Below are 26,835 nucleotides of genomic sequence, written 5' to 3'. Positions count from 1 at the left end.
TGCTTTTTTTGCATCCCTTTAGCCTGGGTTTGAGCCAAAAATGATTTTAAAGATCGATCTCAGCACATCTTTCATTTTCATCCCATAAAAAGGATTGATCGCTGCTCTTTTCGATGCAGCTTCAACTTTGACTTTGAGTGTTGCATAGTCTGGAAATTGTTGCTGTTGCGAAGATTTTTCGACTGCTGACAAAATATCAATTAAAAATGCACGATTAATTTTTGAACTTAATGGAATGGATTGATACCACTGTTTTTCAAAGCGACGATCTAAAAAGATATCGGGAATTTCGGGGCTAGTGGCATAAAACATGGCTTTGGTGCGCATACATTTACTGCATTGACCACAATTTTTTGGGCGAGCCGTATAGTTCACACAGATCGACAGGGTTTGTAAATCTAAGCCAGATTGGCTTAAAAATGCAGTCTTTTGTGATCGCGTGACATCATCGTTGAGGGTGATTAAGGCCCCAGATCGATTCTTCATCAATCGGTTGGATGCTGTATTTGAGCCATATGGATGAACGAATAATTGTTGATCTAAACGGTAATCGGCTGAAATTCGATATTGCTGGTAATGTTCAAAAATCGAAGCGCAGGAAAACAGCGAAAAGATATGTGTGACATGCGAACCTTTAGGGTTACAGCCATATTTACTGTACAGCGCGTAAGCATCGGTTTTTACCACGCGACTTTGCTTAAAAACTTGGCTTCTAAAGTCATGGGTCTGATCCATTAAGGCCTGAAATTTTTCATGGTCATCAAATTTATAATCCATTCCATGCACAGTGAGACAATCAGAGTCTTGCCCATTTTCAAGAAAAGCTTTGTATGTACTATATGTGGAGTCAATTCCACCGCTAAAAAAGCTTAAATTTTGAGTGGTTTGGTTTGCCGGTGGTGTTTGGATAATCGATGCAGCACTGAGCATGACTGGTTGATATAAATCAGGTAACCAAGCGGCCCAGACAGTTGAAACCTCCCGTGCGGAGTGGAGGGTTTGTATTGAAATAGGTCCTTCTATATGCAGCGGGATGCCAAGGCGCATGGCAATGGGTAAAAAGCCCCAAACGATAAAATCATAGGTTTCTAATTGCGGTAAGGATTCAAATGGTAAAATATAGTGAATATTCCCGTATTCGCTGCTAGCAATGATTTGATTTTCTACAGTGTTAATTTGACATTGAATTTTTAGCATTTTTTAAATTTTTGAATCACATCAGACAAGATCTTAATTTAATTTGATTGATTTTTATAGGGTTTCTTAATTATTTTTGGGTTTAAGAAGCACCCAATACAAGATGCTTCTTGAATAAGTTTAGTGGTTAATTGGTGTTCAGACTACGGTGCCAAAGCAATAAGCCGATACACAATAAACCTACACCCATACAAAAACCTAAAACACCGACGATCAAGCCGAAATGATCAGATAAATAGCCGGCTGCAATAATTGGAATAATGGTTCCTAAATATCCGATAAACAAATAGGTCGAGATCACCGCAGCACGGTTTTGATTGTTGGTCATTTGATGAACTAAGCCAAATGCGCCTAAAAGCCCTAGACCATGCCCTACACCGACTAAAATATCGCTAATAAAAAACAATGCACTCCAGTGTTGGGTCATACATAGCGCAAGGAGCGCATAGCTCAGTATTAACACTATTAAGCCGGCATTGATACATTTTGCAGAAGGAATCGATTTCGCCATAAATTGCACGACAGCGGAAACCAGCAAGATACTTGCAATGGCACTACCACTGACCAAAGGGCCATGCCATGGGATCGCATCTTTGACGAAAGAGGGTGCGAGTGATGCAAATAAGCTAAAAGAACCAAAGGCACAAAAGGCAGTCAGTCCAGCGATATAAAATCGTGAATGATCACGCTTTTCAGGCAATTCCAAATGTGGTGCCACTGAAAAAGGCTGTGGCTCAAAATTCGGTGTGCGAATAAAAAATAACCCTATTAAACACGCCAACCCCCCAAAGATCACAGGGATATAAGGGGTGACTAAAGGCTGTTCCGAAAATTGGGCAATCACTCCACCAATAAATGGGCCAAGACCAAAACCAATCACGGTAATGATTGAACTCAACTGTGGAGCATTATTTTTATGCGGTTCAGGAATGGTATAGACCAAACCAAGCATGGCTGAGGTGCTGATTAAACCCGAGGCAATCCCGATAATAAAGCGCCCGATAGATAACCACAGCGCATTACTGGCAAACACCGACAAGCTTAAACCTAAGATGATGCACGCCATACCGATTTGCAGGGTTCTTAAAAAACCAAAACTATTACTGGTACGACCTAAAAACAGCAAGGTCGCTAGGCAACCAAACATGTAGGCAACAAAGATATAGGTGATATGACTCGGCAGCAGTCCCCAAAGTTGCTGATAAATGGGATACAGAGGACTAGCTAGCGCTGTACCAATAGTGCCATACAGAGTGCAAGGCTCACCATGATGAACGGTCGCCAAGAGGGAGATGTGGTCATTTTAAAGTCGCAGAGGTACAGCCAATAGGGTTAATATTGTGCTGTATGAGAAAGACGGAAATATGGGCTCAGTTTAATGCCGATTTTTTTCCATGGTCAAATCACATTTGTAACTTTATCCATAGCGTTTAAGCAGTTTTACAAATTCTTCCAGTTCTACTTCATTGATTTCAACATCTTGAGGTAATACATGATGGCGTAAATGTGCTTCGATGAGTTCATTCATTAATCCATTTACAGCACCTTTGATGGCCGCAACCTGTTGTAAAACCTCGATACACCCTGCTTCGGGTTGCTGTAAAGCCAGTTCAACCGCATTGACCTGACCTTGTAGGCGTTTAACCCGATTTAAAATCTTTTTGTCCTGATGTAAATGACTCAACACTTTCTCCCGAAAATAAATATACTATGGGGGAGTATATTTAAGCATAGAACCTAATGAAAACTTCCCCATCCATCCGAATTCATCATCATCAATTTGATGAAGGTAATCCACTCGCACAAAAACGGATCTTAATTGCCACTATTTTAACGGCAGTCATGATGTTGTTAGAAGTCATTGGCGGATGGATTTTTAATTCGATGGCATTATTGGCTGATGGTTGGCATATGAGTTCACATATGTTGGCATTAGGCTTGGCCTATTTTGCCTATCGTGCGGCACGCCACTATGCCCAAGATGCTCGTTTTAGTTTTGGGACTTGGAAAATTGAAATTTTAGCGGGCTATAGCAGCGCGATATTATTGATGGTCGTTGCTGCATTTATGGCCTTTCATTCGGTAGAACGCTTATTCAACCCGGTTCAAATTCATTATAACGAAGCAATCCCTATTGCGATTTTAGGTCTAGTGGTGAATTTAATCTGTGCTTGGTTATTGCATGATGACCATCACCATCACCATCACCATCACCATCATGAGCATAGCCATGAGGAGCAGCATGATCATCATCACGATCTCAATCAGAAAGCAGCCTTCATGCATGTGGTTGCAGATGCGGTGACTTCGGTGTTGGCGATTGTGGCTTTATTTGCTGGAAAATGGATGGGCTGGGGATTTTTAGATGCGCTATTGGGGATTGTTGGTGCGGTACTTGTTGGTAAGTGGGCCATTGGGCTGATGAAAGAAACAGGACAAACATTACTGGACGCAGAAATGGATCATCCTGTCGTTGATGAGATTCGAGAGGTTTTAATGCAATTGCCTGTCGACGTCGATGTAACCGATTTACATGTGTGGAAAGTGGGTAAAGGTCAGTTTTCATGTATTGTAGCTTTAGAAACAAGTCAGGCATTGAGTGCAGATGAAGTGCGCCAAGCGCTGTCGATTCATGAAGAAATTGTACATGTGTCTGTTGAAATTAATTCACCTGATGAAGCTTAATATGTTCCACGTGAAACGGCATGTAGCTATTGCGTAATGAACTGAAAAAAGCCCAAGACTTTCACACGTTAGGGCTTAGAATGCTGAATCAATTAAATGTTGAAGTTCGGTCTATGTTGAAAAAAATATGTGCGTTGGCGTTGAGTACCACCCTTTCGACTTTTGCTTTGGCGGATGTAGCACAGGTTCAAAAGCTCTTGGCAGAAAAGCACCCTAGTTTAAAAATTGAAAATATTCAAAGTACCGAAATGCCGGGCATATATAGTGGCTTTGTTGAAGATCAAATTTTGTATTTGAGTGAAAATGCGGATTATGTGATCGCAGGTTCTATGATTCGTTTAAAAGATCAAAAAAATCTGACCAAACAATTGATCCTCAGTCAGCAAAAAACTGAGTGGAATAAACTTCCATTACAAGATGCGATTAAAACAGTCAGGGGGAATGGGAAGCGCCAAATCGCGATCTTTTCTGACCCAAATTGCCCATATTGTAAGAAGCTTGAAGTAGAACTGGCAAAACTTAATGATGTGACCATTTATACTTTTGTCACAGCGATAAAACCGCAGTCGTTGGCGCCATCTAAGCAGATTTTTTGTGAGTCAAACCCTGTTATGGCCTGGGATAATTTAATCAATAAGGGAATTCAACCGAAGTCAGCGAAAAGTTGTGCAAACCCCATTGATCGAAATTTAAAATTAGCTAAAAGCTTAAAACTAAGTGGTACACCGGGAATCGTATTTGCCAATGGTTCGATCTTAACCGGTGCTTACCCTGCTGCTGAATTAGAATCGATGTTAAAAGAGATCAAATAATTTCAGCTGTACGTCATGAATAAAATATAAATAAAAAAATACCCGTCTACAGGCGGGTATTTTAATGGCGCTATAAAAATTAGACGCGGGTTTTTTTCGTTACAAGGTTATAGATAAACAACACGATGATCGCACCAATAACGGATGCGATAAATCCTGCAGCAGAATTTTCTCCATACAGACCTAATAAACGTCCGCCATAGGTCGCAAGTAAGGAACCTGCTATCCCGAGAAGGGTGGTCATGATGAAACCGGCTTTGTCATCTCCAGGATGGATCGCACGTGCAATTAAACCAGCAATAAAACCAACAACAATCGCAACAATGAGTGACCACATAGTAACTCTCCTTTTGTTATCATGTATTTGTTTTTTACGACTTGTTCAATCTTTATCTTTAATCAAAACTACGCTGAGCTACAGCCTAAACATGCAAAAAACTGTTGTTTTTTTGTTCTGAAATAGCTAGAAAAGTAAAAAAAAGTGGCCTTCGGCCACTCTTAAGTATCTGATCTTGCTTAGAGACCAATTTCGCCAATAAATGGAATGTGACGATATTTCTGATCATAGTCCAGACCATAACCCACGATAAATTTATCTTCGACTTCAAAACCTAAAAATTTTACTTCGAGTTCAATCTCACGACGTGAAGGCTTGCTAACCAAAGTACAAAGCTCGATTGAGTTTGGATTACGCGTCTGTAAAATTTCTAAAACTTTGCTTAAGGTATTGCCTGAATCGATAATATCTTCAACCACCAAGACATCTTTATCTTTAATGTCACCGTCTAAATCTTTTAAGATTTTTACATCACGAGTAGATACGGTCCCACCGCCATAACTTGAAACGGTCATGAAGTCGAGTTCATGCGGTTTTGAAATTGCGCGGCAAAGGTCAGCCATAAAAATAACAGAACCGCGTAAAAGACCGATTAACACCAACTCTTTGTCGCTGTTAGCATAGTGTGCATCAATTTTTGCGCCAAGCTCTTTCACTTTAGCTTGAATTTCTTCAGTGGAAATCAGTACGCTCATTTGAACAGACATGGGTAGATACCTAAAAAAGCAAATCAAAAAATAAAAAAGGTGTTGACTTGCAACACCTCTAAAGATGAACCAATTTTAATACATCTGGCTCGCAGATGCATCTTTTTTGCCGTTGAAAATGTAATCAGTTTTTCTTGGAAGTGCTGTCACGCTTGAGTAAGCACAGACAAGCGACGGCAATCAGTCCAATTTTCAACGCTGTTTTTCGTCTCGGTCGAGCCGTTTTATGCTTTGACATAAGCACATTGTCCAAACACATAGGTGGCATGGATATTACGATCATCACCCATCAGCATGAGGGCAAATAAAGCATCTTCCAGATTTTTGGCACGTTGTTGACGTAAGGCTTGTAAAGCCGTGGCATTTAAATCGAGCACCACAAAATCTGCTTCTTTGCCCAAATCAAAGTTTCCAAGTTTGTCCTCTAGATCTAAGGCTTTTGCTCCACCTAAAGTGGCATGGTACAGCGCTTCAAATGCGGATAGTTTATCGCCTTGAAGTTGTTGAACTTTGTAGGCTTCATTGATGGTTTGTAGTTGGTTAAATGAGGTGCCTGCGCCAATGTCTGTGCCTAAGCCGACTTTCACCTGTTTTTCCCATGTTTTCTTTAATGGAAATAAACCACTGCCTAGGAACAAGTTCGAGGTTGGACAAAACGCGATTGCAGAGTTGGTCTGATGCATACAATCCCACTCGGCATCTTCCAAATGCACGCAGTGCGCAAACACGGAACGTGATCCGGTCAGACCATAATGATGATAAACGTCCAAATAGCCGTTTTGCTCAGGGAATAATGATTTGACCCACGCGATTTCATTTTTATTTTCACTTAAATGCGTATGCACATAAACATCAGGATACTCGGCTTTTAGCTCCCCTGCCCGTGCCAATTGTTCAGGCGTTGAGGTTGGGGCAAAGCGAGGCGTGATGGCATACAGGTTACGGCCCTTGCCATGCCACTTTTCGATGAGTGCTTTGGAGTCGTTATAGCCACTCTCCGCGGTGTCACATAATGCTTCAGGGGCATGTCGATCCATCATGACCTTACCGGCAATTAAGCGCATCTGATGCTGTTCTGCAGCTTTAAATAAAGCATCGACCGATTGTGGATGAACGGTACAAAAAACAAGAGCTGTTGTGGTTCCGTTTTTGAGTAACTCGTTTACAAAGAACTGTGCAATTTGCTCTGCATAAGCCGGATCTTCAAATTGGATTTCGGTTGGGAAGGTATAGGTATCGAGCCATTCCAGTAGCTGTTCACCATAAGCCCCCATCATTTCCGTTTGTGGATAATGAATGTGGGTATCGATGAAACCAGGAACAATCAATTGATCTGGATAATGCTGTACGTCAACCTGATCTGGGAGATGATGTTGTCCCTCAGACCATGGACCGAACCATTGAATTTTTCCGGCTTGCGTAATCAGCAAACCATCTTCGAAATAGCGCACTTGGTCGTGAATTTCACGTGCTTGGGCAACTGTATTCTGAATATCTAGAAAGCGACCACGGATCGCTGTAGATGCGATAACAGAAGACATGACATACCTGCAGTTTAGAATTTTTTCGGTTGATTGTAGCCCAATTTGGTTCAAAATACCGTTAGAGTAATTGTGAAAATGTGTTCTAAAAAATAGAACAGTTGTTTATGAGTGATTCTGTTTTTTTTTCATTGTATTTGATTTGAATAATACAAAAGCATTGAGCTGTATACATTGCATCGATGAATGAATAAAGACCATGAGTCGCAACGCTTGCTATATTGATCTCAAGAGCGCTCTTTAAAAAACGATAATGAACCCTTTAGTGAACATGAGCTATTCAGACCAATTAAAGCATAACCTGCTTCAGCATCAAGGCATCATGCAGATTTTACATGCCCTGTATGCCATGGATAGACAGGCTTATTTGGCTGCAGGCGTGGTTCGTAATTTGATTTGGTCACAGCGACATCAACAACACTATGCACTGGAAGGCACAGAAGTTGATGTGATTTATTATGCGGAACATGATGATGGAACACAGGGTCAAAGGATTCAACAGCAGATGCAGTTGGATTTTCCTCACATTCATTGGGATGTTACCAACCAAGCGACAGTACACCAGTGGTATCGCTTGGAAAATGGCGAGCAAATACAGGCGCTCAAGTCGATTGAGCATGCCCTATCGTTGTGGCCAGAAACTGCCACTGCTATCGCTGTTAAATTGGATGATCAACAAAAAATACAACTAATCGCCCCTTTGGGCTTAGATGATTTATTTGAGTTAAATGTGCGTTGGAACCCACGTTTAGTCAGTCAGGCGACTTTTTTTCAGCGTGTGCAGCAAAAACAATTTTTACAACGCTGGCCGAAACTCAAACTCTTGATGACGCCTGAAGCTTAGTCCAAGTTTTCGTTGCAGAATAAAAAAGCCTTCTCGAAAGAAGGCTTTTAATCATCTAAGTGTTTTAAAGCGTGGTTTCATGGTACTTCTTGCTGTGTCGGATCGATAACCACGCGGTGATGGTTAAGGTCACCACAATAAAGCCGAGTGAAATCCAAATTGGCATGTGGAACACATCGAGCAATAGCATCTTAGCGCCAATAAATACCAGGATAATGCCCAGACCATATGGTAAGTAATGCATTTTCGATGCAGCACCAGACAAGAGGAAGAACATGGCACGTAGACCTAAAATCGCCATTAAGTTTGCAGTCAGTACAATGAATGGGTCAGAGGTAACTGCAAAGATTGCTGGGATTGAGTCAACCGCAAAAATGACGTCCGATGCTTCAACCAAGATCAACACTAAAAAGAGCGGCGTTGCCCACAAGACACCATTTTGACGAACGAAGAATTTATCTTCATGCATCTGAGGGGTAATACGCATGTGTTTACGTAGCCACTTCAAAATCGCCATATCTTCGATATCTTTATCTTCTTCGTCTTGGCCTTTAAGGAATTTAAAGCCGGTATACACTAGGAATGCACCGAAGATGTATAACACCCAAGAGAATTCTTGAACGAACCATGCCCCAATAAAAATAAAGATAGTACGTAGTACAATTGCACCGAGGACACCGTAGAGTAACAGTTTGCGCTGCAAAGCAGGTGGAATGGCAAAGGCTGCAAAAATCATGAGCCAGACAAAAACGTTATCAATTGCGAGTGATTTTTCGAGCAGATAACCAGCGAAATATTCCATGACTTTGGTGTTTGCAACAGCGACACCAGCGGTTTGCTGTAAGTAGAGCCACAATGCGCCACCGAATAAGGTAGCCACAGAGACCCATGCAATACTCCAATAGGCAGCGGTTTTGACTTTGACTTCTTGGCCTTTGTTATTTTTAAAGCCTAAAAAGTCGATGAGTAGCATGATGGTGACTAAACCGAAAAATGCCAGATATAGCCATAAAGAGCCAATCGTTTCCATGTGTATTCTCCACATCTAACAACCAGCCATAAAAAAACCTCGACCAGTTGCCAGACGAAATAAAACGCCTGAGACAACATGATCAAGGTCTTGCCTACATCGTACTGTAATGATTTGCAGCAGCGATGCTCAGATACCGACTTTTTGCAAAGTGTAATGACGATATTCTGACACGTAAAACAAGGTTTACGTTTGGAGGAGGCTACTCCCCTTGTTCAAATTTTGTTTTGGACACTGTCCAAATATGCGGCAAAGCATGACAGTTTTTAGTACAAAGTGCAATCAGCAATTTTCGAATTCACTTAATGTGTCACGGGAGGATTAAAATCACCACGGTGTACCAACGCTAAGGCTAAAAGTGTGCCGATCACCGCGATGATTCCTCCGATCACGCCGATATAACTCAAACCGAAATGAACGCTGACCATGCCGCCCAAGAGTGCGCCACCGCCAATGCCGACATTATAAAGTCCTGAATAAATGGCCATGGCGACATCTGTGGCGTCGGATGCGAGATGTAGTGTCTTTGACTGTAATGCGAGACTAAATCCAATGATACTCATGCCCCATAGTAGGCACACGGCACTCACACCTGCAAAACTCAAAGAAACAGGAAGCAACAGCAGCATGGATAAAGCCAGTGTGGCTGTACTTAAAGGAATCGCAACTTTGGAATATTTCCCACCAAATTTCCCAAAGAGATAAGATCCCAGAAAACCTGCTGCACCAAAGATTAATAGCAACGTGGTGGTTTGCATGGAACTGAATGCAGCAATGTTGAGTGAGAACGGTTCGATATAGCTATATGCGGTAAATTGCGCACTAATTACAATAATGGTTAATGCAAAGACCATCATTAAGCTTGGACGACGAATAAACTGTTTTAGGCTGCTCAGCGAGCCAGAGTTCAAACTCGGCAGTATTGGCAGCGTTTTGGCTAAAATCAGGCAAACGATACTGGCGCCAATGCCAATCAGAGCAAAGGTATTTCGCCAACCATAGGCTTCTCCAACCATCCGCCCAAACGGAATACCGAGAACCATTGCCAAAGCTGTGCCTGTGGCTAAAAGTCCCAAGGCTTGAAATTCTTTGCCTTTCGGTGCAACACGAACTGCCAGCGACGCAGTAATTGACCAAAAAAGTGCATGCGAGAAAGCAATGCCAATTCGACTGAGCAATAAAGTATTAAAGCTCCATGCGAAATACGACAGAACATGGCTGATAATAAACACCATAAATAAGCAAATCAGGAGTGATCGACGTTCAATATTTTTGGTCAATAACATGATCGGCAAAGAAATCGGCGCAACCACCCATGCATACAGCGTAATCATGATGCCGACATCGGTCGCGGCTAAGCTAAATGTTTTGCCAATATCGCTGAGCAACGCGACAGGTACAAATTCAGTGGTATTAAAAATAAATGCTGCGAAAGCCAAAGCAATCACAGCCGTCCAAGAGCCAGAAGAAGCCGTTTCGGAGGGAGAGGCAGACATGAGTGTCTTCAAATAAATAAAGTGGCTTATTTTACTATGCTCTATACACAAGCAGGAACCGATTTAAGCCCTGTGCATGCGCTTTAAATTAATACAAAAACAACAGAGTTGACCTGCATTACATGCCAATTTATAAAAAAATGGAGGAAATTTAAGATGTTTGTACAACAAGATGATGATCAAAAAAAAGGAGCTTTCTTTGTTGAGCAAGATGGGGAACGTTTGGCAGAGATGACTTACTCATGGGCAGGCGATGATAAATTTATTATTGATCATACCGATGTCAGTGACAGCTTGCGAGGACAAGGTGTTGGACGACATCTCCTCGATGCAGCAGTGAATTTTGCTCGGGAAAAGAACGTGAAAATTATTCCACTCTGCCCTTTTGCAAAATCTGTATTTGATAAAGATGAATCGATTCGTGATGTTCTACGCTAAATTGTACAGCGTGATGCGGATTAATCATTTGGATAAATAAAAACAGCCTGATCGTATTGCAATCAGGCTGTTTTTATTTGAAATCTAGCTGTGAAATTGAATTAAGATCGTGATTTATACAGCGATACAACCAAACATGTTGCAATAATCAGCAATACAAAAATGGCGATAAGATAAAGGTCCATAATAAAAATATCCGGCAAGTGTGATTTAATTGTTTTTTAATTAATGTGAAAGGTGTACGGATTTATTATCACCTACAGTTGAATATAGGTTGTTTAAGTTCTGTACCAATCACTTTCTCGTTTGTTACACGGTGTATTTTTTCATAAAAAGGAAGAAAAAACAGTGACTATGCAACATCAAGATAATGGTCAAAAAGGTGAATTTTTTCAGTTAAATGCTGAGGGTGTACGCCTTGCAGAAATGAGTTATCTATGGCGTGATGAACATACCATTGTGGCAAATCACACGTGGGTAGATGACTCATTGCGTGGGCAAGGGATGGCTCGAGTGTTATTGGATCATTTGGTGGAATTCGCTCGTGATAAACACTTAAAGATTATTCCTACTTGTTCTTATGTTGATGTGATGTTTCGTAGAGATAAAACCCTTGCCGATGTTCAAGCCTAAAAAAGCCCGCGATGCGGGCTTTTTTATCATTATGAAATTTTAAAAAAAACTTAAAAGCTAATTTGTATTTAATTGAGCTTTAATTTTAACAGCGTTGAAGGTGCTTTAAAAAGATTTGGCCAAAACTGCAATAAGATCGAGCAGCTTGATATCCCTAAAAATAAGCTTAAACACATGATATTTAATAATGCAAAGTCATTCAGTACAAAATAAATACTGCCAATAGTCATCATCATCAGTAAATAAATGAGATAGTGAGGAATCACAGTACGCAGTATTATTCCTAAAATAAATGAGCAAATAACAACATTAAAAAAATCTGAAACGCCAAAATTATTCAGTACGATCAAGGCGGCAAAATATACACAAGTGATCGATAAAAAAATGAGTAAATTTTTAAGCATGGTCGGCCTCTTTATTCATCTTCAAATAGAAATAATTTCGTTGTTTTAATATGTATAAGTTTAAAAAAATGAAGGTGATATCGGTATACGTGATCTTGGTTTTCTGTTGTAAGTTAAAAAGCACATTTGATTAAAAAATATACAAATATTTACTCATCCTGTAGAACTTTCTACGTTAAAATCGTACAAATACTTTAAGAATAAACACAATGATACAACTCTGTTATGCCAGTACACGTGTAGAACAACAATTTGATTTAATACAAGATTTAAGTGATATTTTGGTGAGAGCCCGCAGCTTCAATACCGAACAGCGTATTTTTGGCGTGCTGTACTATGCCGAAGGCCGGTTCTTCCAATGCTTGCAAGGTGAGCAAGCGGCTCTCGAACAGCTTTTTCAGCATATTGCGAAAGATACTCGCCATCGGGATATTGTGCGTTATCCTGATCAAACTATTGATCAAATCGATTTTTCAAAATGGTCGATGAAATATGTCAACCGACATAGTGAAATTGCTAGTTTGTTTCAGCGCTTTGGACATTCAAGCTTTCAACCCGACGTGCTCAATCTAGAACAAATTCAGGCGTTTTTAACGACCTTGTTAAGATTAGAGAATGTTGAACAGCCCGTTAAGCTGGATTTAGGCTATAAAAACCGAGGCTATCAGAATTATTTTTAAGCTGAGTGTGAATAAAAAAAAGCCCGCGCATCGGGCTTTTTTTTTTGAGAAAATTAACGAATGATTTTTTCTAATTCGGAATCAGGAATACCTAACTTTCTGTAGTGAGCACGGGCTTGTTCCAGTTTAGTAAATACATCTTCATAGCCTTCTGCTTTTCCATATGGGTCAACATAAATATAACCACCATACACAGTAAATAAGGTGATCATTTCATCAACATCTTCAGGAACATACAGAGTGTGTGCTTCACCTGGTGGTTCGAAAGCAAAAGAGTTTTCTTCCGCAACCCAATCATGCTCTAAATAGTGCCAACGGCCTTTGAGTACAAAAGCATGTACAGGGCCATTGTGACGATGGCGCGATAAAATGCCACTTTTTTTTACTTTTAATAAATTTATGAAATATCCACCACTTACGCTAAGTAAAAGGGGTTTAAAACTTACACAGCCATTTTCTGAGCTTGGAACCCAAAGATCATCATCTTTTAGCATTTCACTTAGTACATCTTGGGTCACGATTTCTTGTGGCATGTAAGGAACTTGAGGCAGTTGATATGGCATATCTTCTGCATATTGATTTATTGCTTTATTTTGAACATTCATTGTTAAAAATCCTTATTGTGTTGCAATTTGTGAGTTCATGGTAGCAAAGAAAATTCAATTGATTACCCTGTTAAAATTCACAATATCTATGAAAAAATGGCATAGATTAAAGGAGATATACACTTGTTTAAGTCTTTAAAAATACGTTAAAAAATAGAATAAAAATGGAGTGATCATTATGGATAATTATAAACAAATGCTTGCTTTTATCTGGGCGTACGAACATGGGAGTTTATCTGCAGCTGCGCGAGTCCATGATTTGACTCCTTCAGCGATGAGTAAAATGATAAGCCGACTTGAAAATCGTCTCAAAGTTCGATTAATTCAGCGTGGGACAAGACAGCTTACACTGACAGAAGAAGGTCAATTATATTTAGAAAGTGCGCGTAAAGTTGTTATCGCGATGGCAGAAGCGGATTCCCTCGCAGAGCATTTTCCAGAACAAGTGTCTGGTTCATTACGTATTAGAACCATGCCTACATTTGCAAGACATCAAATTTTGCCATGGTTACCTGAATTTATTGAACAATTTCCAAATTTACAGGTAGAGATAAAGATTGAATCTCGTTATGTGGATGAGTTTGAAAAAGGAATCGATTTAGCTATTTATGGTGGAAAATTACCTGATTCATCTCGTGTCACGACCCGTTTGGGCACAAGTGAATGGATTACTTGTGCTGCACCTGAATATTTAAATAAATATGGTGTCCCTAAAGAGCCAAAAGATTTACTCAACCATCGGTGCTTTCATTTCAGTTATATGAATGATTGGAATTTATGGGAATATGAACATAAAGGAGATCGCTTTAGTTTGCCAATAAAGCCATTGGCATCTTTTTCACAGGGTGATTTTTTACGTGATTTGGCTTTAGATGGTCAAGGTATTGTCCGTTTAGCTGATTACAATGTGTCTAAAGATGTTCAAAATGGGAAGCTAATTCCAATCTTAAGTGATTATAAAATTCGGGAATTGGAACCGATTTATCTCATTTATCCTAATCGCAAATTTTTGAGTCCACGTATTAAAACATTTATGAACTTTTGGATGGAGAAAGTTAAGCTCAACCCATGGAATGTTAAATAAAAAATCTCCCTATTTAAGGGAGATTTTTGATCATAAAAGCTATTTAATTTGATCTAATGGAATACCAGTATTGTCTTTCCATCGAACAACAACTAAGAATGCCACGATACAAATAATGATGAGATAAGCACTAAACATCCAACCGCGATCTGTCGAATATAACCATGTGTTGATATAAGATGCCGTACCACCAAATAAAGCAATAGCAAGGGACATAAAGAAGCCGAGCATTTTCGTACGATATTTCGTTGGAATTTGTTCAGACATCGTGGCCGCTTTGCATGACATTAAAAAGCCGATTAAGATCAAACCAATCGTTTGTGCAACAAATAATGTCCATGGTTCATTGCTAATGATATTCCATAATGGAAACATCACTAAAGCACAGCCTGCATATGTAATTAATGTCGTTTTCTTACGTCCAATATAATCGGAGAGTAATCCCTGAAATGGTAAGCAAATAATATAAATGACCTGTGCGCAACAACTCGCGATAAACGCTGATTTCGGGTCCATTCCTTGATAGGTAATGGCATAAATAGAGACGCATACGACCCAAGTATAAAAAGTAATTGTCGAGCCAGCTTCATACAGAAATAGTCTAAAGCCTGTACGTAAAAACTTACCAGTGCTCCAATTGACATCATCGTTTTTTGCTTCAGACTCGACATGACTTTCAACCATGTTACGACGTAGATAAATCGCAAAAAAAGCAAGCATACCGCCAGCAATAAATGGAATTCGCCAAGCCCATTCATAGACCTCTTCAGAAGTGAAAAATATGTTCAGTGCTGCAAAGGATAATGTTGCTAAAAGTGTACCAGTACCATTTGCAACATAAGAGCTACTCGCCCATAAACCACGGCGTTTATTGGGAGCAATTTCTGCAATATATGCAAAAGATGTTGCCATTTCACCACCATGTGCAAAACCTTGAATAAGCCTAGCAATAAGTAACAGCAATGATGCCCAATAACCAATACTTGAAAAACTTGGTATGAGTGCAATCATGAAACTTGCTATTGCCATCAGGACCATAGTGGTGAGCATGATATTTTTTCGACCAAATTTATTAGCTAATGGACCAAAAATAAATCCACCTAATGGTCTAGAAATAAAGCCAACTGCGAATACTGCCAACGTGTTTAATAATGCAGATGTAGGATCTGTTTTATCAAACAAAGCTGCTGCGATATATACGGAAGCAACGGCATAAATTGTCCAATCATACCATTCGAGTAAATTACCTACGGTACTCGCGATTAAAGATCTTTTCTTTGTTGCTTCACTAATTTCTGGTTCAGCCAGAAGGTTTGTCGGTTGGGTTGTAATTGTTGTAGATATATTGTCCATTTCGTCACCCTAGATTTGAATATCTGAAGGAATTTCATTGACTAATCAATCCTAGATTAGTTGTTTAATCATAGAATATAAAAATCTGAATAAGTGTGTTCAAATTTCACATTAACTATGACAATACGGCACAAAAAAAAGCCCGCGCAGCGGGCTTTTTTTATTTTATCTAGTGGGTTTAGGCTTTTAATGCACTGATCAACTTCTGATGTAAACCACCAAAACCGCCATTCGACATAATCACCACGGCATCGCCCTCACCTGCCTCACTTACGATAGTTTGGATGATCTCATCGAGTGAACGTGCCACGACAGCTTTATTCGCAGCAGCTTCAATCACAGGTTGTAAATCCCAATCCAAACCTTCAGGTTGATACCAAATCACTTCATCTGCTAAGCGTGCAGAATGTGCAAGCCCATCTTTATGGCTACCCATGCGCATGGTATTAGAACGTGGCTCGATTACTGCCCAAAGCTTACGTTGACCCAGACGCTTACGCGCACCTTCTAATGTGGTATCAATCGCCGTTGGGTGATGTGCAAAGTCGTCATAAACTTCAATGCCACGGACTGTGCCCAAAAGCTCCATACGACGTTTTACACCGCCAAAATTTGAAAGTGCTTCACACGCCGTTTCAATCGAAACACCGACATGTTCAGCCGCAGCAATGGTTGCCAAAGCATTGGCTACACTGTGTTGCCCAGTCATGTTCCATTTCACTTCGCCTTTCACTACACCGTGCTGAAGCACTTTGAAATGTGAACCGTCAGCAGACAATTGTTCTGCATACAATTCAGATTTGTCATTGGCATCTAAAGATGTACGCACTACAGGTGTCCAGCAGCCCATTTCCAAGACTTCATCAATATTTGTTTCAGTGATGGGCGCAATGATACGGCCTTCACTTGGAATAGTACGCACTAGATGATGGAATTGCTTTTGAATCGCAGCCAAGTCTTCGAAGATATCGGCATGGTCAAATTCAAGGTTATTTAAAATCGCTGTTTTAGGATGGTAATGCACAAACTTAGAACGTTTGTCGAAGAATGCCGAATCATATTCATCGGCTTCTACACAGAAATATTGACCACCGCCTAAACGTGCGCTTTCACTAAAGCCTAAGGGTACGCCGCCAATCAAGAAACCCGGGTTTAAACCCGCTTGATCGAGCACCCATGCCAACATGGTTGTGGTTGTAGTCTTGCCATGTGTGCCTGCAACACCTAAGACATGTTTACCTTGTAGCACGTGGTCTGCAAGGAACTGTGGGCCAGAAATATAAGGCAGGCCTTCGTTCAGCATGTATTCCACTGCATCAATGCCACGTTTCATTGCATTGCCGACAATCACGAGATCTGGGTGTGGTTGAAGGTGGCTACGGTCATAGCCTTGCATTAAGGTAATGCCTGCATTTTCCAATTGGGTAGACATTGGTGGGTAAACGTTTTGGTCTGAACCCGTCACCTTATGTCCTAAATCACGCGCCAAGAGCGCCAATGAACCCATAAAGGTGCCACAAATACCCAAGATATGCAGATGCATTCGTTCTAACTCCACTGCTTTTATCGACACATCACTTTGTTATTGTGGTGTTGTCATTATAGATTTGGTTGAAAAGGTTAATTTCATTTGAGAGCAACCATAGCAAGGGTCTTAGGGAAAAGATAGATTTTTTTGTATGAGATCGTGCAAAAAGATTGAGCTCGTAACTGATCAAATGTACGCAATTTTCTTGAGGATAAAACACGGAAAATAGGCGCGAAATCGTGATGAAAAACGTACAATATGCGCAATTTTTTGCGATCTTGATTGCTTATGTCACTTGCCCTGTTTTTATTGATTATTTCCAACTGTTTTATGACTTTGGCCTGGTATGGGCATTTGAAGTTTTTACATGATGCACCGCTTTGGCAAGCGATTTTATTTGGATGGGCGATCGCGTTACTCGAATATAGTTTTATGATTCCAGCAACGCGACTGTTGGCCAAACATGGGTGGTCATTGGGCCAAATGAAAATCACACAAGAAGTCGTGACGCTATTGGTCTTCGTTCCATTTATGATTTTCCTTTTTAAACAACCCTTTAAGTTGGACTATTTGTGGGCAGGTTTATGCCTTTTTGGATGTGTCTATTTCGTGTTTCGCAGTGCTTAACTGATCCAATGCTGCATGGCTCTGATCATTTAAGTGAGGCGTGTTTGCAGGCATTTTTGAGGACTTTACTAAACTCACGGTCTCGTGGAGCGGGATCTTCATAGTCAAAGGCATAATCACTCTCACTAGTCAGTACAGTCATTTGACCGTCTGCTTCAAAGTTCATGAGAGCAAAACCATAGCTTTGGTCATCGCAATACACACGATATTCTGAAATTGAATACATTTTATCGCGGCCATCATCTGCTTTGTAATAGCCTGTCATCTTGACCGGCTTACGTTCATCAATAATAGATTTTCCGGTGACTAAAAATTTTTCGTGGATGTAGCCATTACTCTTAATTTGGCCGTTATAGCCCTTTTTGTTTCTGTAAGAGGTTAAAGTCTTTTTCAAATTGGCTTGTATTGAGTTGAACGAGTTGGGCAAAACTCGGAGAGCTTAGGGCTAAAGTGAGCAAGATAAAGATCTGTTTCATGTTTAAAGTGTCTTATAAATATTGATTTAATAAAAGTTTTTATAAAATTGAAAAAAATAAAAATATTTTCATCAAAATATTATGGAGTTTTCTCTTTAAAGACAACCGTTAAATTTTATTGAGATGAATTTTCAGTCTATAATATGGGGCTCTTATTAAAGCTTGGCTCTAGTCGAGATTTACTCTCTCTTACTTTAATCTCTGGAAACATTGCAATGAATGCGGCCGCTTCACAAGACACTCCTCTCGTTGGAATTATCATGGGTTCTCAATCGGATTGGGCAACGCTAGAAAACACTGCCAATATGCTCAAACAGCTTGGCGTCCCATTTGAAGCGGAAGTTGTATCTGCACACCGAACTCCAGATCGATTATTCGAATATGCTGAAACCGCACGTGATCGTGGTATTCAAGTGATTATTGCCGGTGCTGGCGGTGCAGCGCATTTACCAGGTATGTGTGCAGCCAAGACTGACCTACCTGTACTTGGTGTACCGGTAAAATCATCAATTTTAAACGGCGTGGATTCATTGCTGTCTATCGTGCAAATGCCAGCAGGTATTGCAGTTGGTACTTTGGCGATTGGCCCAGCGGGTGCGACCAATGCAGCGATCATGGCGGCACAAATTTTAGGTTTAACGCGTCCTGAAATCGCAAAAAATGTTGCAGATTTCCGTGCTGCGCAAACCGATAAAGTGGCGAGTAAAAATATTCCGGGTCAAGCTTAATTAAGGGGCATTTCTCATGGATAAAACCATTGGTATTTTTGGTGGTGGCCAGCTTGGTCGCATGATGGCGCAAGCGGCATTGCCTTTAAACATTCAATGCACCTTCTTTGAAGCGAGTACCGACTGCCCTTCTGCAGCGCTGGGTCCAGTGATTTCGACTCAAGCTGAAAATGGTTTGCAAGATTTCATTCAGAGCGCAGATGTTTTCAGCTTAGAGTTTGAAAATACTCCGTTAGCAGATGTTGATGTGTTGACCAAGAACAAAGCATTGCACCCACCGCGCCAAGCTTTAGCGATTGCACAGCATCGTTTGTCCGAAAAGGCTTTGTTTGATGAATTGGCTATCCCAGTTGCACCTTATAAGGCCGTGACATCTTTCGAGGGTTTACAAGCTGCTGTTGCTGAGTTGGGTTTACCCATCGTACTGAAAACATCGCGTGGCGGTTATGACGGTAAAGGTCAATTTGTGCTACGTAGCGCTGAGCAAATGGATCAAGCATGGGCTGAACTGGGCCCTGCTGGTGAATTGATTGCGGAAAGCTTTGTAACCTTCTCACGTGAAGTCTCAATCATTGCGGTGCGTGGTCAAGATGGCGATGTGAAAACATGGCCATTGGCGGAAAACCACCACCACAACGGTATTTTGTCGCATTCAATTGTGCCTGCGCCAAACAGCGCAGACTTACAACCAGTTGCGCAAGACTACATTACTCGCCTGCTCAATCATTTGAATTATGTCGGTGTTTTGACGCTAGAGCTGTTTGTGACAGATAAAGGCTTATATGCCAATGAAATGGCGCCACGTGTGCATAACTCGGGGCATTGGTCGATTGAAGGCGCAGTGTGTTCACAATTTGAAAACCACATTCGTGCTGTAGCAGGCCTACCTTTGGGTTCGACTGAAGTTGTTCGTCCAACGGTCATGGTAAACATCATTGGTCAACATCCGAAGTCTGAAGATGTATTGGCACTGAATGGCGCGCATTTGCATCTGTATAACAAAACAGAGCGTGAAGGCCGCAAAATCGGTCACATCACTTTAATGCCGAACGATACTGCTGAATTAACAGCTTTATGCCGTGCTTTGGCGAAAATTTTGCCGAATCCACTGGCACTTAGCGAAGATATGACCATTTAAACCTGTGTTTGAATGATAAAAAAGCGGTCATGCACATGGCCGCTTTTTTTATTGCTGTAGTTCGGGCATCATTGCGCCTCTTTGCAAAATCACACCGTTTATCGCTGAAACGATAAGAAACTATTGATCATAAAGTGTTCGTTCGTTTATAAATATTCTGCGTTAATCTTCGTATTATTTTTTGTGTATCAATAGCCTGTGATGTGTGTGAATCAAAATCAAAAATAACCAATGCGTTTTGAATTCAAATTGTGTTTTTAAATTCAAACTATGAATTTGAATTCAAAAAATCTTATACGAAAAAATGAATTCAAAGTTTATGAATTCAAATTTGAAAAAATGAATTCATTTCTCTGTGTTTAAATTTAAAAATTTGAATTTAAAAGTTGCTCAGACTTATTGGATCTATAGGGAGTATATTTTAAAACCTATAATATTTTGATTATTAATAATAAAAATGAATTTTTACCCCATTTTGCATTTGTGGATAATTTTTTATGCATGCAGTTTATTTTTGAATTTAAAGTTTTGAATTTAAATTTAAACCGGTGTTTGGTTTGTAGTGAATTTAAAGTTGGGTTGTGGATAACTACTTTTGAATTCAAATTTTAAAAATGAATTTAAATAAGTAGAAAATATGAATTTAAATTTACGTTTTGAACCTTTAACTTTTGCTTTGAGCTGCTATTGTTAAAGCAACAATTTAAATTCAAAAAAGATCTAGGGTATGAAGCATCACTTAGGATTTGTTTTCGGGACTGCTTTATTGGCAATAACTCAGGCAAATGCCGAGTTGATTATTAATGGTCAGTCTGTCAATTCGTCGAGCATGCCTACAACCAGCAGCATTTCACCACAAAATAACTTTCAAGGTTGTTTAGCCAATTTGCGCTCGCAAGCAATGAATGCTGGTGTGAGTGCATCCACTTATGATCGCTATACACAAAATTTAACACCTGATTATTCTGTGATTGAAAAGCTCAACTATCAGCCTGAGTTTTCAACACCGATTTGGGACTATTTGTCAGGTCTGGTGGATGAAGAGCGTGTACAACTGGGTCGGCAGAAGTTGGCGCAGCATCGCGATGTATTAAACCGTGTCGCGGCGGCTTATGGTGTGCCTGCTGAAACCGTGGTTGCGGTTTGGGGTGTAGAGAGTAATTTTGGTGATATTGCGGGTAGCTATCCTTTATTGCAGTCATTGGGCACTTTGAGTTGTGAAGGGCGCCGTCAAAGCTATTTCCGTGGTGAGTTTTTTGCTGCCATGCGGATTTTGCAGCGTGGTGATTTAAATGAATCACAATTGAAAGGTTCGTGGGCAGGTGCATTTGGTCATACCCAATTTATGCCGAGCACTTATGAAGAGCTGGCCGTGGATTTTGATGGTGATGGCCGCCGTGATTTGGTATCGAGCACCACAGATGCGTTGGCTTCAACTGCGAATTTCCTGAAAAAGCGTGGTTGGCAAACTGGTCAGCCGTGGGGCTTTGAAGTAAAAATTCCCGAAGGAATGTCGATCAGTGGTGAAAGTCGCCGTAATAAAAAATCCTTGGACAGCTGGATGAATCGTGGTTTGCAGCGTGCCGATGGTACTCCGTTAATTCAAGGTAACCTTTCTGGATCGAGCCAAGCAGGTTTAATGGCACCGGCTGGGGCAAGTGGGCCTGTGTTCTTGGTGTTTAAAAATTTCGATGCAATCTACAGCTATAATGCGGCAGAGAGTTATGCATTAGCGATTGCGCATTTATCCGATCGCTTGCAAGGCAAGGGTGGCTTTAGTACGACATGGCCAACCGATGATCCTGGGACTTCGCGTGCGGAACGACGTGAGATTCAACAATTTTTACTTAACCGTGGATATGACATTGGTAAAGTGGATGGATTAATTGGAGATAAAACCCGTCAAGCCATTCGACAAGAGCAAAATCGACTGGGTTTAAGTCCAACAGGTCGGGCGGGACAGCAGATTTTACGGGCATTTCGTAATGAGCATGCCAAGGCAATGATGAATTAAGTTTGAGCTATGCTTTTATATAGTAGTGAATCTATATCAAAGCTTGTCAATATAAAAAGGTCTGCAATTGCAGACCTTTTTTATATGTTTTTGACTCTTAAACCACAGTGATTGTACCTAAGATACGATAGCCAGCAGCACCCGTCACACTTGGTAAATTTGCACTGAGTTGATTGACAAAGCGCATCGCCAACCAAGCAAAGGCTGTGGCTTCCACCCATGTTGGGCTTAAGCCTAAATCTGCAGTACTTTGTACCGTCCATTCATGTTTACGTAAACGCCAGCGCAGTTGCTCTAATAGGTGCGAATTGTATGCACCACCACCGCATACATAGACTTCACCAGTATCCATATCAGAACGATAAATGGCTTTTTTAATGGCACGTGTGGTGAGTTTCATTAAGGTTGCTTGAATGTTTTCTGGCGTATCTTCAAGTTCATCATATTCGAGATCTCCACGCCAATCGAGAATCTGTTCATCTAACCATTCAAGATTGAAGTCTTCACGACCTGTGCTTTTAGGTGGTTCTTTAGAGAAAAACTCATGTGCTTGTAAGCGGTCGAGCAGACTGCGAATAGGTTGACCATAAGCTGCCCAGTTCCCATTTTCATCATAGGGCTGACCAGTATAACGTTCGCACCAAGCATCCATTAAAATGTTGGCAGGGCCTGTATCAAAGCCATACACGGCTTCAGGTTGACCTGCAGGTAACATGCTGACATTGGCAATGCCACCCAAGTTTAAAATCACACGGTGAATGGTGTCATGTTGGAAAAGCGCTTGATGGAACGCAGGAACTAAAGGTGCGCCTTGACCACCCGCAGCCATATCACGGCGGCGGAAGTCTGAAATCACCGGGATTTTAGTGAGTTCGGTAATAATATTGGGGTCGCCAATTTGCAGGGTAAAACCATGTTCAGGGCGGTGGCGAATGGTTTGTCCATGTGAGCCAATCGCCTTGATTTGACTACGATCTAGCTCATTCTTCTCGATCAATTCATTGATGCCATGACCGATCATTTGAGCTAAAGCAACGTCTGCCTTACCCATACGATCAATTTCGTTGTCATCAGGCAAGGTGAGGGCCATCAGTTCATCACGAAGGTCTGGGTCAAAGGGAAGTGTGAGCGTCGCATGAATCTCTAAAGGATCAAAAGAAGCAGCAACAATATCGACACCATCCATGCTTGTGCCGGTCATTACCCCAATGTAGATCGCTGTCATGATGATTCTTAAGCCTGCAATGTGCTGAAAAAGTGTTAGTATATCGCACAAATTGTATAACTGATCTATTTGGATTTTGTGATGTCAAATTTCCTGCCGGCTGAAGAACAACTTGCCCTCATCCAACGAGGCACACATGAGATTATTTCTGAAGAAGATCTTCTTAAGAAATTAAAGCAGAATCGCCCATTAAAAATTAAAGCGGGTTTTGACCCGACTGCACCTGATTTACATTTAGGTCATACGGTTCTGATTAATAAATTAAAAGTTTTCCAAGATTTAGGTCATGAAGTTTACTTCCTGATTGGTGACTATACAGCCATGATCGGTGACCCAACGGGTAAGAGCGCTACACGTCCACCGTTGTCACGTGAAAAAGTTTTAGAAAATGCGAAAACTTATCAAGAACAAGTGTTTAAGATTCTTGACCCTGCGAAAACTAAAGTTGTGTTCAACTCAGAGTGGTTTGGTCAAAAAACTGCTGCTGACTTGATTCAGTTGGCTTCACAGCAAACTGTGGCACGTATGTTGGAACGTGATGATTTCACTAAACGTTATAACAGCCATCAACCGATTGCGATTCACGAATTTTTATATCCATTGGTGCAAGGTTATGACTCAGTTGCGCTAGAAGCGGATGTAGAGTTGGGGGGTACAGACCAAACCTTTAACTTGCTGATGGGTCGTACATTACAAAGCCGTTATGACCAAGAATCTCAAGTGTGCATTACTGTGCCGATTCTTGAAGGTTTAGACGGCGTAAATAAAATGTCTAAATCTTTGGGTAACTATATTGCTGTATTTGATGCACCGGGTGCGATGTACCAAAAAGTGCTTTCAATGCCAGATGATTTGATCGAACGTTACTTTGACTTGTTGAGCTTTAAATCGATTGAAGAGATTCAACAGTTGCTCAAAGAAGTGGCTGAAGGTCGTAACCCACAAGAAGTGAAGAAAATTCTTGCACTTGAATTGGTTGAGCGTTTCCATGGCGCAGAAGCTGCGGCAAATGCGCACAAAGGTGCAGGTAACTTGATTACTGAAGGTGAACTTCCAGAAGGTACACCAGAAGTGACGATTTCTCGTGGCGCATTTGGTGGTGAGATTTTCATTACTTCTATTTTGCGTGAAGCGGGTTTGACTAAAAATGCAGCTCAAGCAAAAGATGCGATTGGTCGTGGTGCAGTGAAAGTGGATTGGGAAGTGGTCGATGCAAGTTATGCTGTGTCAGAAAACAAAACTTTGATCATCCAAGCGAGCAAAAAAGCAATCGCAAAAGTAACTTTTACCGACTAATAAATTCTTGAATTTTTAGTTAAGTTATTGAATTAAAAGCAGGCTTCGGCCTGCTTTTTTTTACCAATTAATATATTAATAATATAAATAAGCAAATTCAAAAAAAACCTTATAAAAACAACACTTAAATTTTGCCAAATGTGTTGCATTTCTCGAATTTTATGTATAAGATTTATTCATCTAGAGAGATATATATACCATCTAGAGGGTACATAATCATAACTCCACTTTTTATAAGTCTCTTCCCCAAGGGACTCTTTTTTTAGTGAGTTAACAAATAACTATAATAACTACACGATGGATCGACTAAAGATTCAATTCTAAGGGAAAGATTTTGGGAGAGATCTTTCCCTTTTTTATTTGTAAAATTGAGCTATTCCTTTCAAAAATCACATTCATTTCTGTATTAAAGATTTTAATCGCGCCAGAAAAAAGGCCCGATTCAATCGAGCTTGGTTTTAGGGCTTAGAACTAAATTGAATGAAGCTTAATTTAGGTAAGATCCGCTTAACTAATGTTCCCACTAAAAGTGCGGTAATAATGGTGCCTTCACGTACACCGATGACTTGATGTAAGACCAGCCAACTGCTGATAACTGCAATACTGACCAAGACAATGTCGCCATAGGTTTTACAGTTGCCAAAATCAAGGCGATAACGAACAGCAATAGCTTGATAGAGGCCTTCTGCGGCCAAGAGGACTAGACTGGCTTTGACCACTAAACTCACACCTAAAGCAGTGATCAGGCAACTTGCCAAGCAAGCCAGGAGTTGAAGTGGGTAACTTTCTATGCTCCAGCCTTGGGTCAGCCACATTAAACCGTCAATAAATGCACCAAACAAAATTCCCACGGGTAATTGCAACCACTGTATCCACTGAAAGTGTGATTTTAAGATCAGCATTTGCAGCAGTATCATGATGATGTGCATTAATACTGTTAATGTGCCGACGGTGAGTGGAAAGATATAGCTAAAGCTGTAAGGCACCGAAGAAATAGGGGATGTCCCTAAATTTGAATGTATAGAGAGTACGACACCAAAAGCCAATAATCCTAATCCGCTTAATAGTAAGAATAAGCGTGGAAAAAACTGTGTTGGCATCCTGCACCTAAAAAATAAAAAGAGTGTACGTAAAACGCAGCCTATGCTCTATGCGTCTAAAGCCCAAAAATAGTGGCTTTTTATGACTGTGATCGTTAATAGTGATTATTCAAATAAAATAGACTGTATTTTTATCAGCAAAAATGACTAAGCATGTAATTAAAATGATTTTTGCAAAAACAGGCCTTATGGAACAATGGTCAAAAATCAGAAAAGAGCAACAACATGGCGTATTACAATACCGATAATCATGATGAACAGATCGATCGAATCTTGAGATATTTATTTGACTACCAAACCAAACAGCATAAACGAGCATTATTTTGTGAGGCGCAGCAACAATTACATGATTTGGATATCGCGGCACAGTACCAACTATTTGCATTGGTGCGAGAACAACTCCCTCGACGTGCAAAGCTGCTATTTTCTGCCGAGGATTTCAGTGGTAAGCAACAAGTCATCTTGGAAGTCATGCAACATTTAGCATATGAACGTTAAAAGAATGCTGGGAAATATAAAAATGCACGCTAAAAAAGTCTATAAAGCTTGAATCGGTGTGATGACAGAAAAAATGATGTGCTTTGAGGCAGAAAAGTAGACTAATGATTAATAAATAATCAAAGTCACTTTTATTAGACTTAAAAGCGCTGAAAAATATTTGCTAGATATAAGAAATTTACTTAATTAAATATCGACTATTTGCTAAAAATTTATAAAAAATGCTTAAAAAATAGGTAAAATTGCAATTTTTTTAGCAAAAACGCTTATAAAAAATACATACGTGAAAAATATAGTGAATTGGGGGTTGCAATGATTCTGAAATGCTCTAGAATGCACCCCATACCGACGAGATAGAC

General features: G+C 40.4%; 27 protein-coding genes and 1 pseudogene. 13 read left to right on the top strand and 15 right to left on the bottom strand.

What is annotated here, in order from left to right; translation table 11 throughout:
• Positions 1-18: 18 nt before the first annotated feature.
• The 3 genes and pseudogenes from FTU80_RS15435 to FTU80_RS15425 form a co-directional block, all read right to left on the bottom strand.
• A complete protein-coding gene (locus FTU80_RS15435) occupies positions 19-1,197 on the bottom strand; it encodes a hypothetical protein (protein WP_180086012.1) in 1,179 nt (392 codons plus the stop codon).
• A gap of 127 nt (positions 1,198-1,324) precedes the next feature.
• A pseudogene (locus FTU80_RS15430) lies at positions 1,325-2,466 on the bottom strand (MFS transporter).
• Positions 2,467-2,614: 148 nt separating this feature from the next.
• The gene (locus tag FTU80_RS15425) at positions 2,615-2,881 is read right to left on the bottom strand and encodes a metal/formaldehyde-sensitive transcriptional repressor (protein ID WP_180074179.1); all 267 of its coding nucleotides are present in this window, start codon (positions 2,879-2,881) and stop codon (positions 2,615-2,617) included.
• A gap of 56 nt (positions 2,882-2,937) precedes the next feature.
• Here FTU80_RS15425 and dmeF point away from each other — a divergent pair, with 56 nt between their 5' ends.
• Positions 2,938-3,882, top strand: coding sequence for a CDF family Co(II)/Ni(II) efflux transporter DmeF (gene dmeF / locus FTU80_RS15420; RefSeq protein ID WP_180086010.1), 945 nt, complete (start codon positions 2,938-2,940; stop codon positions 3,880-3,882).
• Positions 3,883-3,995: 113 nt separating this feature from the next.
• Positions 3,996-4,694, top strand: a complete 699-nt coding sequence (locus FTU80_RS15415) for a DsbC family protein (protein ID WP_180086031.1) — start codon at positions 3,996-3,998, stop codon at positions 4,692-4,694.
• A 79-nt stretch (positions 4,695-4,773) separates the two neighbouring features.
• Here FTU80_RS15415 and FTU80_RS15410 read toward each other — a convergent pair whose 3' ends face one another.
• The 3 genes from FTU80_RS15410 to guaD all read right to left on the bottom strand — a co-directional run bounded on the left by FTU80_RS15410 (position 4,774) and on the right by guaD (position 7,279).
• Positions 4,774-5,031, bottom strand: a complete 258-nt coding sequence (locus FTU80_RS15410; RefSeq protein ID WP_180027157.1) for a GlsB/YeaQ/YmgE family stress response membrane protein — start codon at positions 5,029-5,031, stop codon at positions 4,774-4,776.
• 179 nt (positions 5,032-5,210) lie between these two features.
• Entirely contained in the window at positions 5,211-5,738 is a 528-nt protein-coding gene (gene hpt / locus FTU80_RS15405; RefSeq protein ID WP_078194457.1) for a hypoxanthine phosphoribosyltransferase, read from the bottom strand.
• Positions 5,739-5,962: 224 nt separating this feature from the next.
• Complete coding sequence (gene guaD / locus FTU80_RS15400) at positions 5,963-7,279, bottom strand: guanine deaminase (protein WP_180086008.1); 1,317 nt, start codon at positions 7,277-7,279, stop codon at positions 5,963-5,965.
• A gap of 271 nt (positions 7,280-7,550) precedes the next feature.
• On the opposite strand from guaD, the gene FTU80_RS15395 reads away from it, so the two are divergent.
• Positions 7,551-8,123 (top strand): nucleotidyltransferase family protein, encoded by a 573-nt coding sequence (locus FTU80_RS15395; protein ID WP_249738823.1) that lies wholly within the window; start codon positions 7,551-7,553, stop codon positions 8,121-8,123.
• Between the two features lie 64 nt (positions 8,124-8,187).
• On the opposite strand, the gene FTU80_RS15390 is transcribed toward FTU80_RS15395, so the two are convergent.
• Positions 8,188-9,153 (bottom strand): TerC family protein, encoded by a 966-nt coding sequence (locus tag FTU80_RS15390; RefSeq protein WP_180086005.1) that lies wholly within the window; start codon positions 9,151-9,153, stop codon positions 8,188-8,190.
• A gap of 302 nt (positions 9,154-9,455) precedes the next feature.
• Positions 9,456-10,649: a sugar transporter gene (locus FTU80_RS15385; RefSeq protein WP_180086003.1), complete on the bottom strand. Its 1,194-nt coding sequence runs from the start codon at positions 10,647-10,649 to the stop codon at positions 9,456-9,458.
• Positions 10,650-10,781: 132 nt separating this feature from the next.
• Between FTU80_RS15385 and FTU80_RS15380 the strand changes: the two genes are divergently transcribed.
• The 3 genes from FTU80_RS15380 (at position 10,782) to FTU80_RS15370 (ending at position 12,804) form a co-directional block, all read left to right on the top strand.
• Positions 10,782-11,087: a GNAT family N-acetyltransferase gene (locus FTU80_RS15380; RefSeq protein ID WP_347269446.1), complete on the top strand. Its 306-nt coding sequence runs from the start codon at positions 10,782-10,784 to the stop codon at positions 11,085-11,087.
• Between the two features lie 306 nt (positions 11,088-11,393).
• A complete protein-coding gene (locus FTU80_RS15375; RefSeq protein WP_257221586.1) occupies positions 11,394-11,720 on the top strand; it encodes a GNAT family N-acetyltransferase in 327 nt (108 codons plus the stop codon).
• A gap of 613 nt (positions 11,721-12,333) precedes the next feature.
• Positions 12,334-12,804 carry a BLUF domain-containing protein gene (locus FTU80_RS15370; RefSeq protein WP_180085999.1) on the top strand — a complete coding sequence of 157 codons (471 nt, stop codon included), beginning with the start codon at positions 12,334-12,336 and terminating at the stop codon, positions 12,802-12,804.
• Between the two features lie 53 nt (positions 12,805-12,857).
• Here FTU80_RS15370 and FTU80_RS15365 read toward each other — a convergent pair whose 3' ends face one another.
• Complete coding sequence (locus tag FTU80_RS15365; protein ID WP_078189525.1) at positions 12,858-13,409, bottom strand: 2,4'-dihydroxyacetophenone dioxygenase family protein; 552 nt, start codon at positions 13,407-13,409, stop codon at positions 12,858-12,860.
• Between the two features lie 178 nt (positions 13,410-13,587).
• On the opposite strand from FTU80_RS15365, the gene FTU80_RS15360 reads away from it, so the two are divergent.
• Complete coding sequence (locus tag FTU80_RS15360; RefSeq protein ID WP_180085997.1) at positions 13,588-14,493, top strand: LysR family transcriptional regulator; 906 nt, start codon at positions 13,588-13,590, stop codon at positions 14,491-14,493.
• A 39-nt stretch (positions 14,494-14,532) separates the two neighbouring features.
• Here the strand turns inward: FTU80_RS15360 and FTU80_RS15355 are convergent, their stop codons facing one another.
• Together FTU80_RS15355 and mpl are read right to left on the bottom strand one after the other, a co-directional pair.
• Positions 14,533-15,846, bottom strand: a complete 1,314-nt coding sequence (locus FTU80_RS15355) for an MFS transporter (RefSeq protein WP_180085995.1) — start codon at positions 15,844-15,846, stop codon at positions 14,533-14,535.
• 178 nt (positions 15,847-16,024) lie between these two features.
• On the bottom strand, positions 16,025-17,389 hold the full coding sequence (gene mpl, locus FTU80_RS15350) for a UDP-N-acetylmuramate:L-alanyl-gamma-D-glutamyl-meso-diaminopimelate ligase (RefSeq protein WP_180085993.1): 1,365 nt from the start codon (positions 17,387-17,389) through the stop codon (positions 16,025-16,027).
• 273 nt (positions 17,390-17,662) lie between these two features.
• Between mpl and FTU80_RS15345 the strand changes: the two genes are divergently transcribed.
• Entirely contained in the window at positions 17,663-18,001 is a 339-nt protein-coding gene (locus tag FTU80_RS15345) for a DMT family protein (protein ID WP_078189529.1), read from the top strand.
• 25 nt (positions 18,002-18,026) lie between these two features.
• Here the strand turns inward: FTU80_RS15345 and FTU80_RS16470 are convergent, their stop codons facing one another.
• Together FTU80_RS16470 and FTU80_RS16465 are read right to left on the bottom strand one after the other, a co-directional pair.
• A complete protein-coding gene (locus FTU80_RS16470; protein WP_257221583.1) occupies positions 18,027-18,266 on the bottom strand; it encodes a hypothetical protein in 240 nt (79 codons plus the stop codon).
• A gap of 85 nt (positions 18,267-18,351) precedes the next feature.
• The gene (locus FTU80_RS16465; protein WP_257221581.1) at positions 18,352-18,477 is read right to left on the bottom strand and encodes a hypothetical protein; all 126 of its coding nucleotides are present in this window, start codon (positions 18,475-18,477) and stop codon (positions 18,352-18,354) included.
• Positions 18,478-18,692: 215 nt separating this feature from the next.
• On the opposite strand from FTU80_RS16465, the gene purE reads away from it, so the two are divergent.
• The 3 genes from purE (at position 18,693) to FTU80_RS15325 (ending at position 22,357) form a co-directional block, all read left to right on the top strand.
• Entirely contained in the window at positions 18,693-19,205 is a 513-nt protein-coding gene (gene purE / locus FTU80_RS15335) for a 5-(carboxyamino)imidazole ribonucleotide mutase (RefSeq protein ID WP_078189531.1), read from the top strand.
• 16 nt (positions 19,206-19,221) lie between these two features.
• Complete coding sequence (locus FTU80_RS15330) at positions 19,222-20,343, top strand: 5-(carboxyamino)imidazole ribonucleotide synthase (RefSeq protein WP_111886091.1); 1,122 nt, start codon at positions 19,222-19,224, stop codon at positions 20,341-20,343.
• Positions 20,344-21,070: 727 nt separating this feature from the next.
• Positions 21,071-22,357, top strand: a complete 1,287-nt coding sequence (locus tag FTU80_RS15325) for a lytic murein transglycosylase (protein ID WP_180085991.1) — start codon at positions 21,071-21,073, stop codon at positions 22,355-22,357.
• Between the two features lie 97 nt (positions 22,358-22,454).
• Here the strand turns inward: FTU80_RS15325 and FTU80_RS15320 are convergent, their stop codons facing one another.
• A complete protein-coding gene (locus tag FTU80_RS15320) occupies positions 22,455-23,582 on the bottom strand; it encodes an anhydro-N-acetylmuramic acid kinase (RefSeq protein ID WP_180085989.1) in 1,128 nt (375 codons plus the stop codon).
• 63 nt (positions 23,583-23,645) lie between these two features.
• On the opposite strand from FTU80_RS15320, the gene tyrS reads away from it, so the two are divergent.
• Positions 23,646-24,878 carry a tyrosine--tRNA ligase gene (gene tyrS / locus FTU80_RS15315; RefSeq protein ID WP_171263825.1) on the top strand — a complete coding sequence of 411 codons (1,233 nt, stop codon included), beginning with the start codon at positions 23,646-23,648 and terminating at the stop codon, positions 24,876-24,878.
• A gap of 458 nt (positions 24,879-25,336) precedes the next feature.
• Here the strand turns inward: tyrS and FTU80_RS15310 are convergent, their stop codons facing one another.
• The gene (locus tag FTU80_RS15310; protein WP_180085987.1) at positions 25,337-25,978 is read right to left on the bottom strand and encodes a YitT family protein; all 642 of its coding nucleotides are present in this window, start codon (positions 25,976-25,978) and stop codon (positions 25,337-25,339) included.
• A 225-nt stretch (positions 25,979-26,203) separates the two neighbouring features.
• Between FTU80_RS15310 and FTU80_RS15305 the strand changes: the two genes are divergently transcribed.
• Entirely contained in the window at positions 26,204-26,476 is a 273-nt protein-coding gene (locus FTU80_RS15305; protein WP_180085985.1) for a hypothetical protein, read from the top strand.
• Positions 26,477-26,835 lie beyond the last annotated feature (359 nt).

The sequence above is a fragment of the Acinetobacter sp. YH12145 genome (assembly GCF_013418335.1).
Taxonomy (GTDB): Bacteria; Pseudomonadota; Gammaproteobacteria; order Pseudomonadales; family Moraxellaceae; genus Acinetobacter; species Acinetobacter amyesii.
Note: the sequence above shows the minus strand (reverse complement) of the source record. Positions and strands in the feature narration are given on the sequence as shown.

Coding starts and splice junctions, on each gene's coding strand:
- FTU80_RS15435 (WP_180086012.1), bottom strand. CDS start 1,197: ATGCTAAAAATTCAATGTCAAATTAACACTGTAGAAAATCAAATCATT.
- dmeF (WP_180086010.1), top strand. CDS start 2,938: ATGAAAACTTCCCCATCCATCCGAATTCATCATCATCAATTTGATGAA.
- FTU80_RS15415 (WP_180086031.1), top strand. CDS start 3,996: ATGTTGAAAAAAATATGTGCGTTGGCGTTGAGTACCACCCTTTCGACT.
- FTU80_RS15410 (WP_180027157.1), bottom strand. CDS start 5,031: ATGTGGTCACTCATTGTTGCGATTGTTGTTGGTTTTATTGCTGGTTTA.
- hpt (WP_078194457.1), bottom strand. CDS start 5,738: ATGTCTGTTCAAATGAGCGTACTGATTTCCACTGAAGAAATTCAAGCT.
- guaD (WP_180086008.1), bottom strand. CDS start 7,279: ATGTCTTCTGTTATCGCATCTACAGCGATCCGTGGTCGCTTTCTAGAT.
- FTU80_RS15395 (WP_249738823.1), top strand. CDS start 7,551: ATGAGCTATTCAGACCAATTAAAGCATAACCTGCTTCAGCATCAAGGC.
- FTU80_RS15390 (WP_180086005.1), bottom strand. CDS start 9,153: ATGGAAACGATTGGCTCTTTATGGCTATATCTGGCATTTTTCGGTTTA.
- FTU80_RS15385 (WP_180086003.1), bottom strand. CDS start 10,649: ATGTCTGCCTCTCCCTCCGAAACGGCTTCTTCTGGCTCTTGGACGGCT.
- FTU80_RS15370 (WP_180085999.1), top strand. CDS start 12,334: ATGATACAACTCTGTTATGCCAGTACACGTGTAGAACAACAATTTGAT.
- FTU80_RS15365 (WP_078189525.1), bottom strand. CDS start 13,409: ATGAATGTTCAAAATAAAGCAATAAATCAATATGCAGAAGATATGCCA.
- FTU80_RS15360 (WP_180085997.1), top strand. CDS start 13,588: ATGGATAATTATAAACAAATGCTTGCTTTTATCTGGGCGTACGAACAT.
- FTU80_RS15355 (WP_180085995.1), bottom strand. CDS start 15,846: ATGGACAATATATCTACAACAATTACAACCCAACCGACAAACCTTCTG.
- mpl (WP_180085993.1), bottom strand. CDS start 17,389: ATGCATCTGCATATCTTGGGTATTTGTGGCACCTTTATGGGTTCATTG.
- FTU80_RS15345 (WP_078189529.1), top strand. CDS start 17,663: ATGTCACTTGCCCTGTTTTTATTGATTATTTCCAACTGTTTTATGACT.
- FTU80_RS16470 (WP_257221583.1), bottom strand. CDS start 18,266: ATGACAGGCTATTACAAAGCAGATGATGGCCGCGATAAAATGTATTCA.
- FTU80_RS16465 (WP_257221581.1), bottom strand. CDS start 18,477: ATGAAACAGATCTTTATCTTGCTCACTTTAGCCCTAAGCTCTCCGAGT.
- purE (WP_078189531.1), top strand. CDS start 18,693: ATGAATGCGGCCGCTTCACAAGACACTCCTCTCGTTGGAATTATCATG.
- FTU80_RS15330 (WP_111886091.1), top strand. CDS start 19,222: ATGGATAAAACCATTGGTATTTTTGGTGGTGGCCAGCTTGGTCGCATG.
- FTU80_RS15325 (WP_180085991.1), top strand. CDS start 21,071: ATGAAGCATCACTTAGGATTTGTTTTCGGGACTGCTTTATTGGCAATA.
- FTU80_RS15320 (WP_180085989.1), bottom strand. CDS start 23,582: ATGACAGCGATCTACATTGGGGTAATGACCGGCACAAGCATGGATGGT.
- FTU80_RS15310 (WP_180085987.1), bottom strand. CDS start 25,978: ATGCCAACACAGTTTTTTCCACGCTTATTCTTACTATTAAGCGGATTA.
- FTU80_RS15305 (WP_180085985.1), top strand. CDS start 26,204: ATGGCGTATTACAATACCGATAATCATGATGAACAGATCGATCGAATC.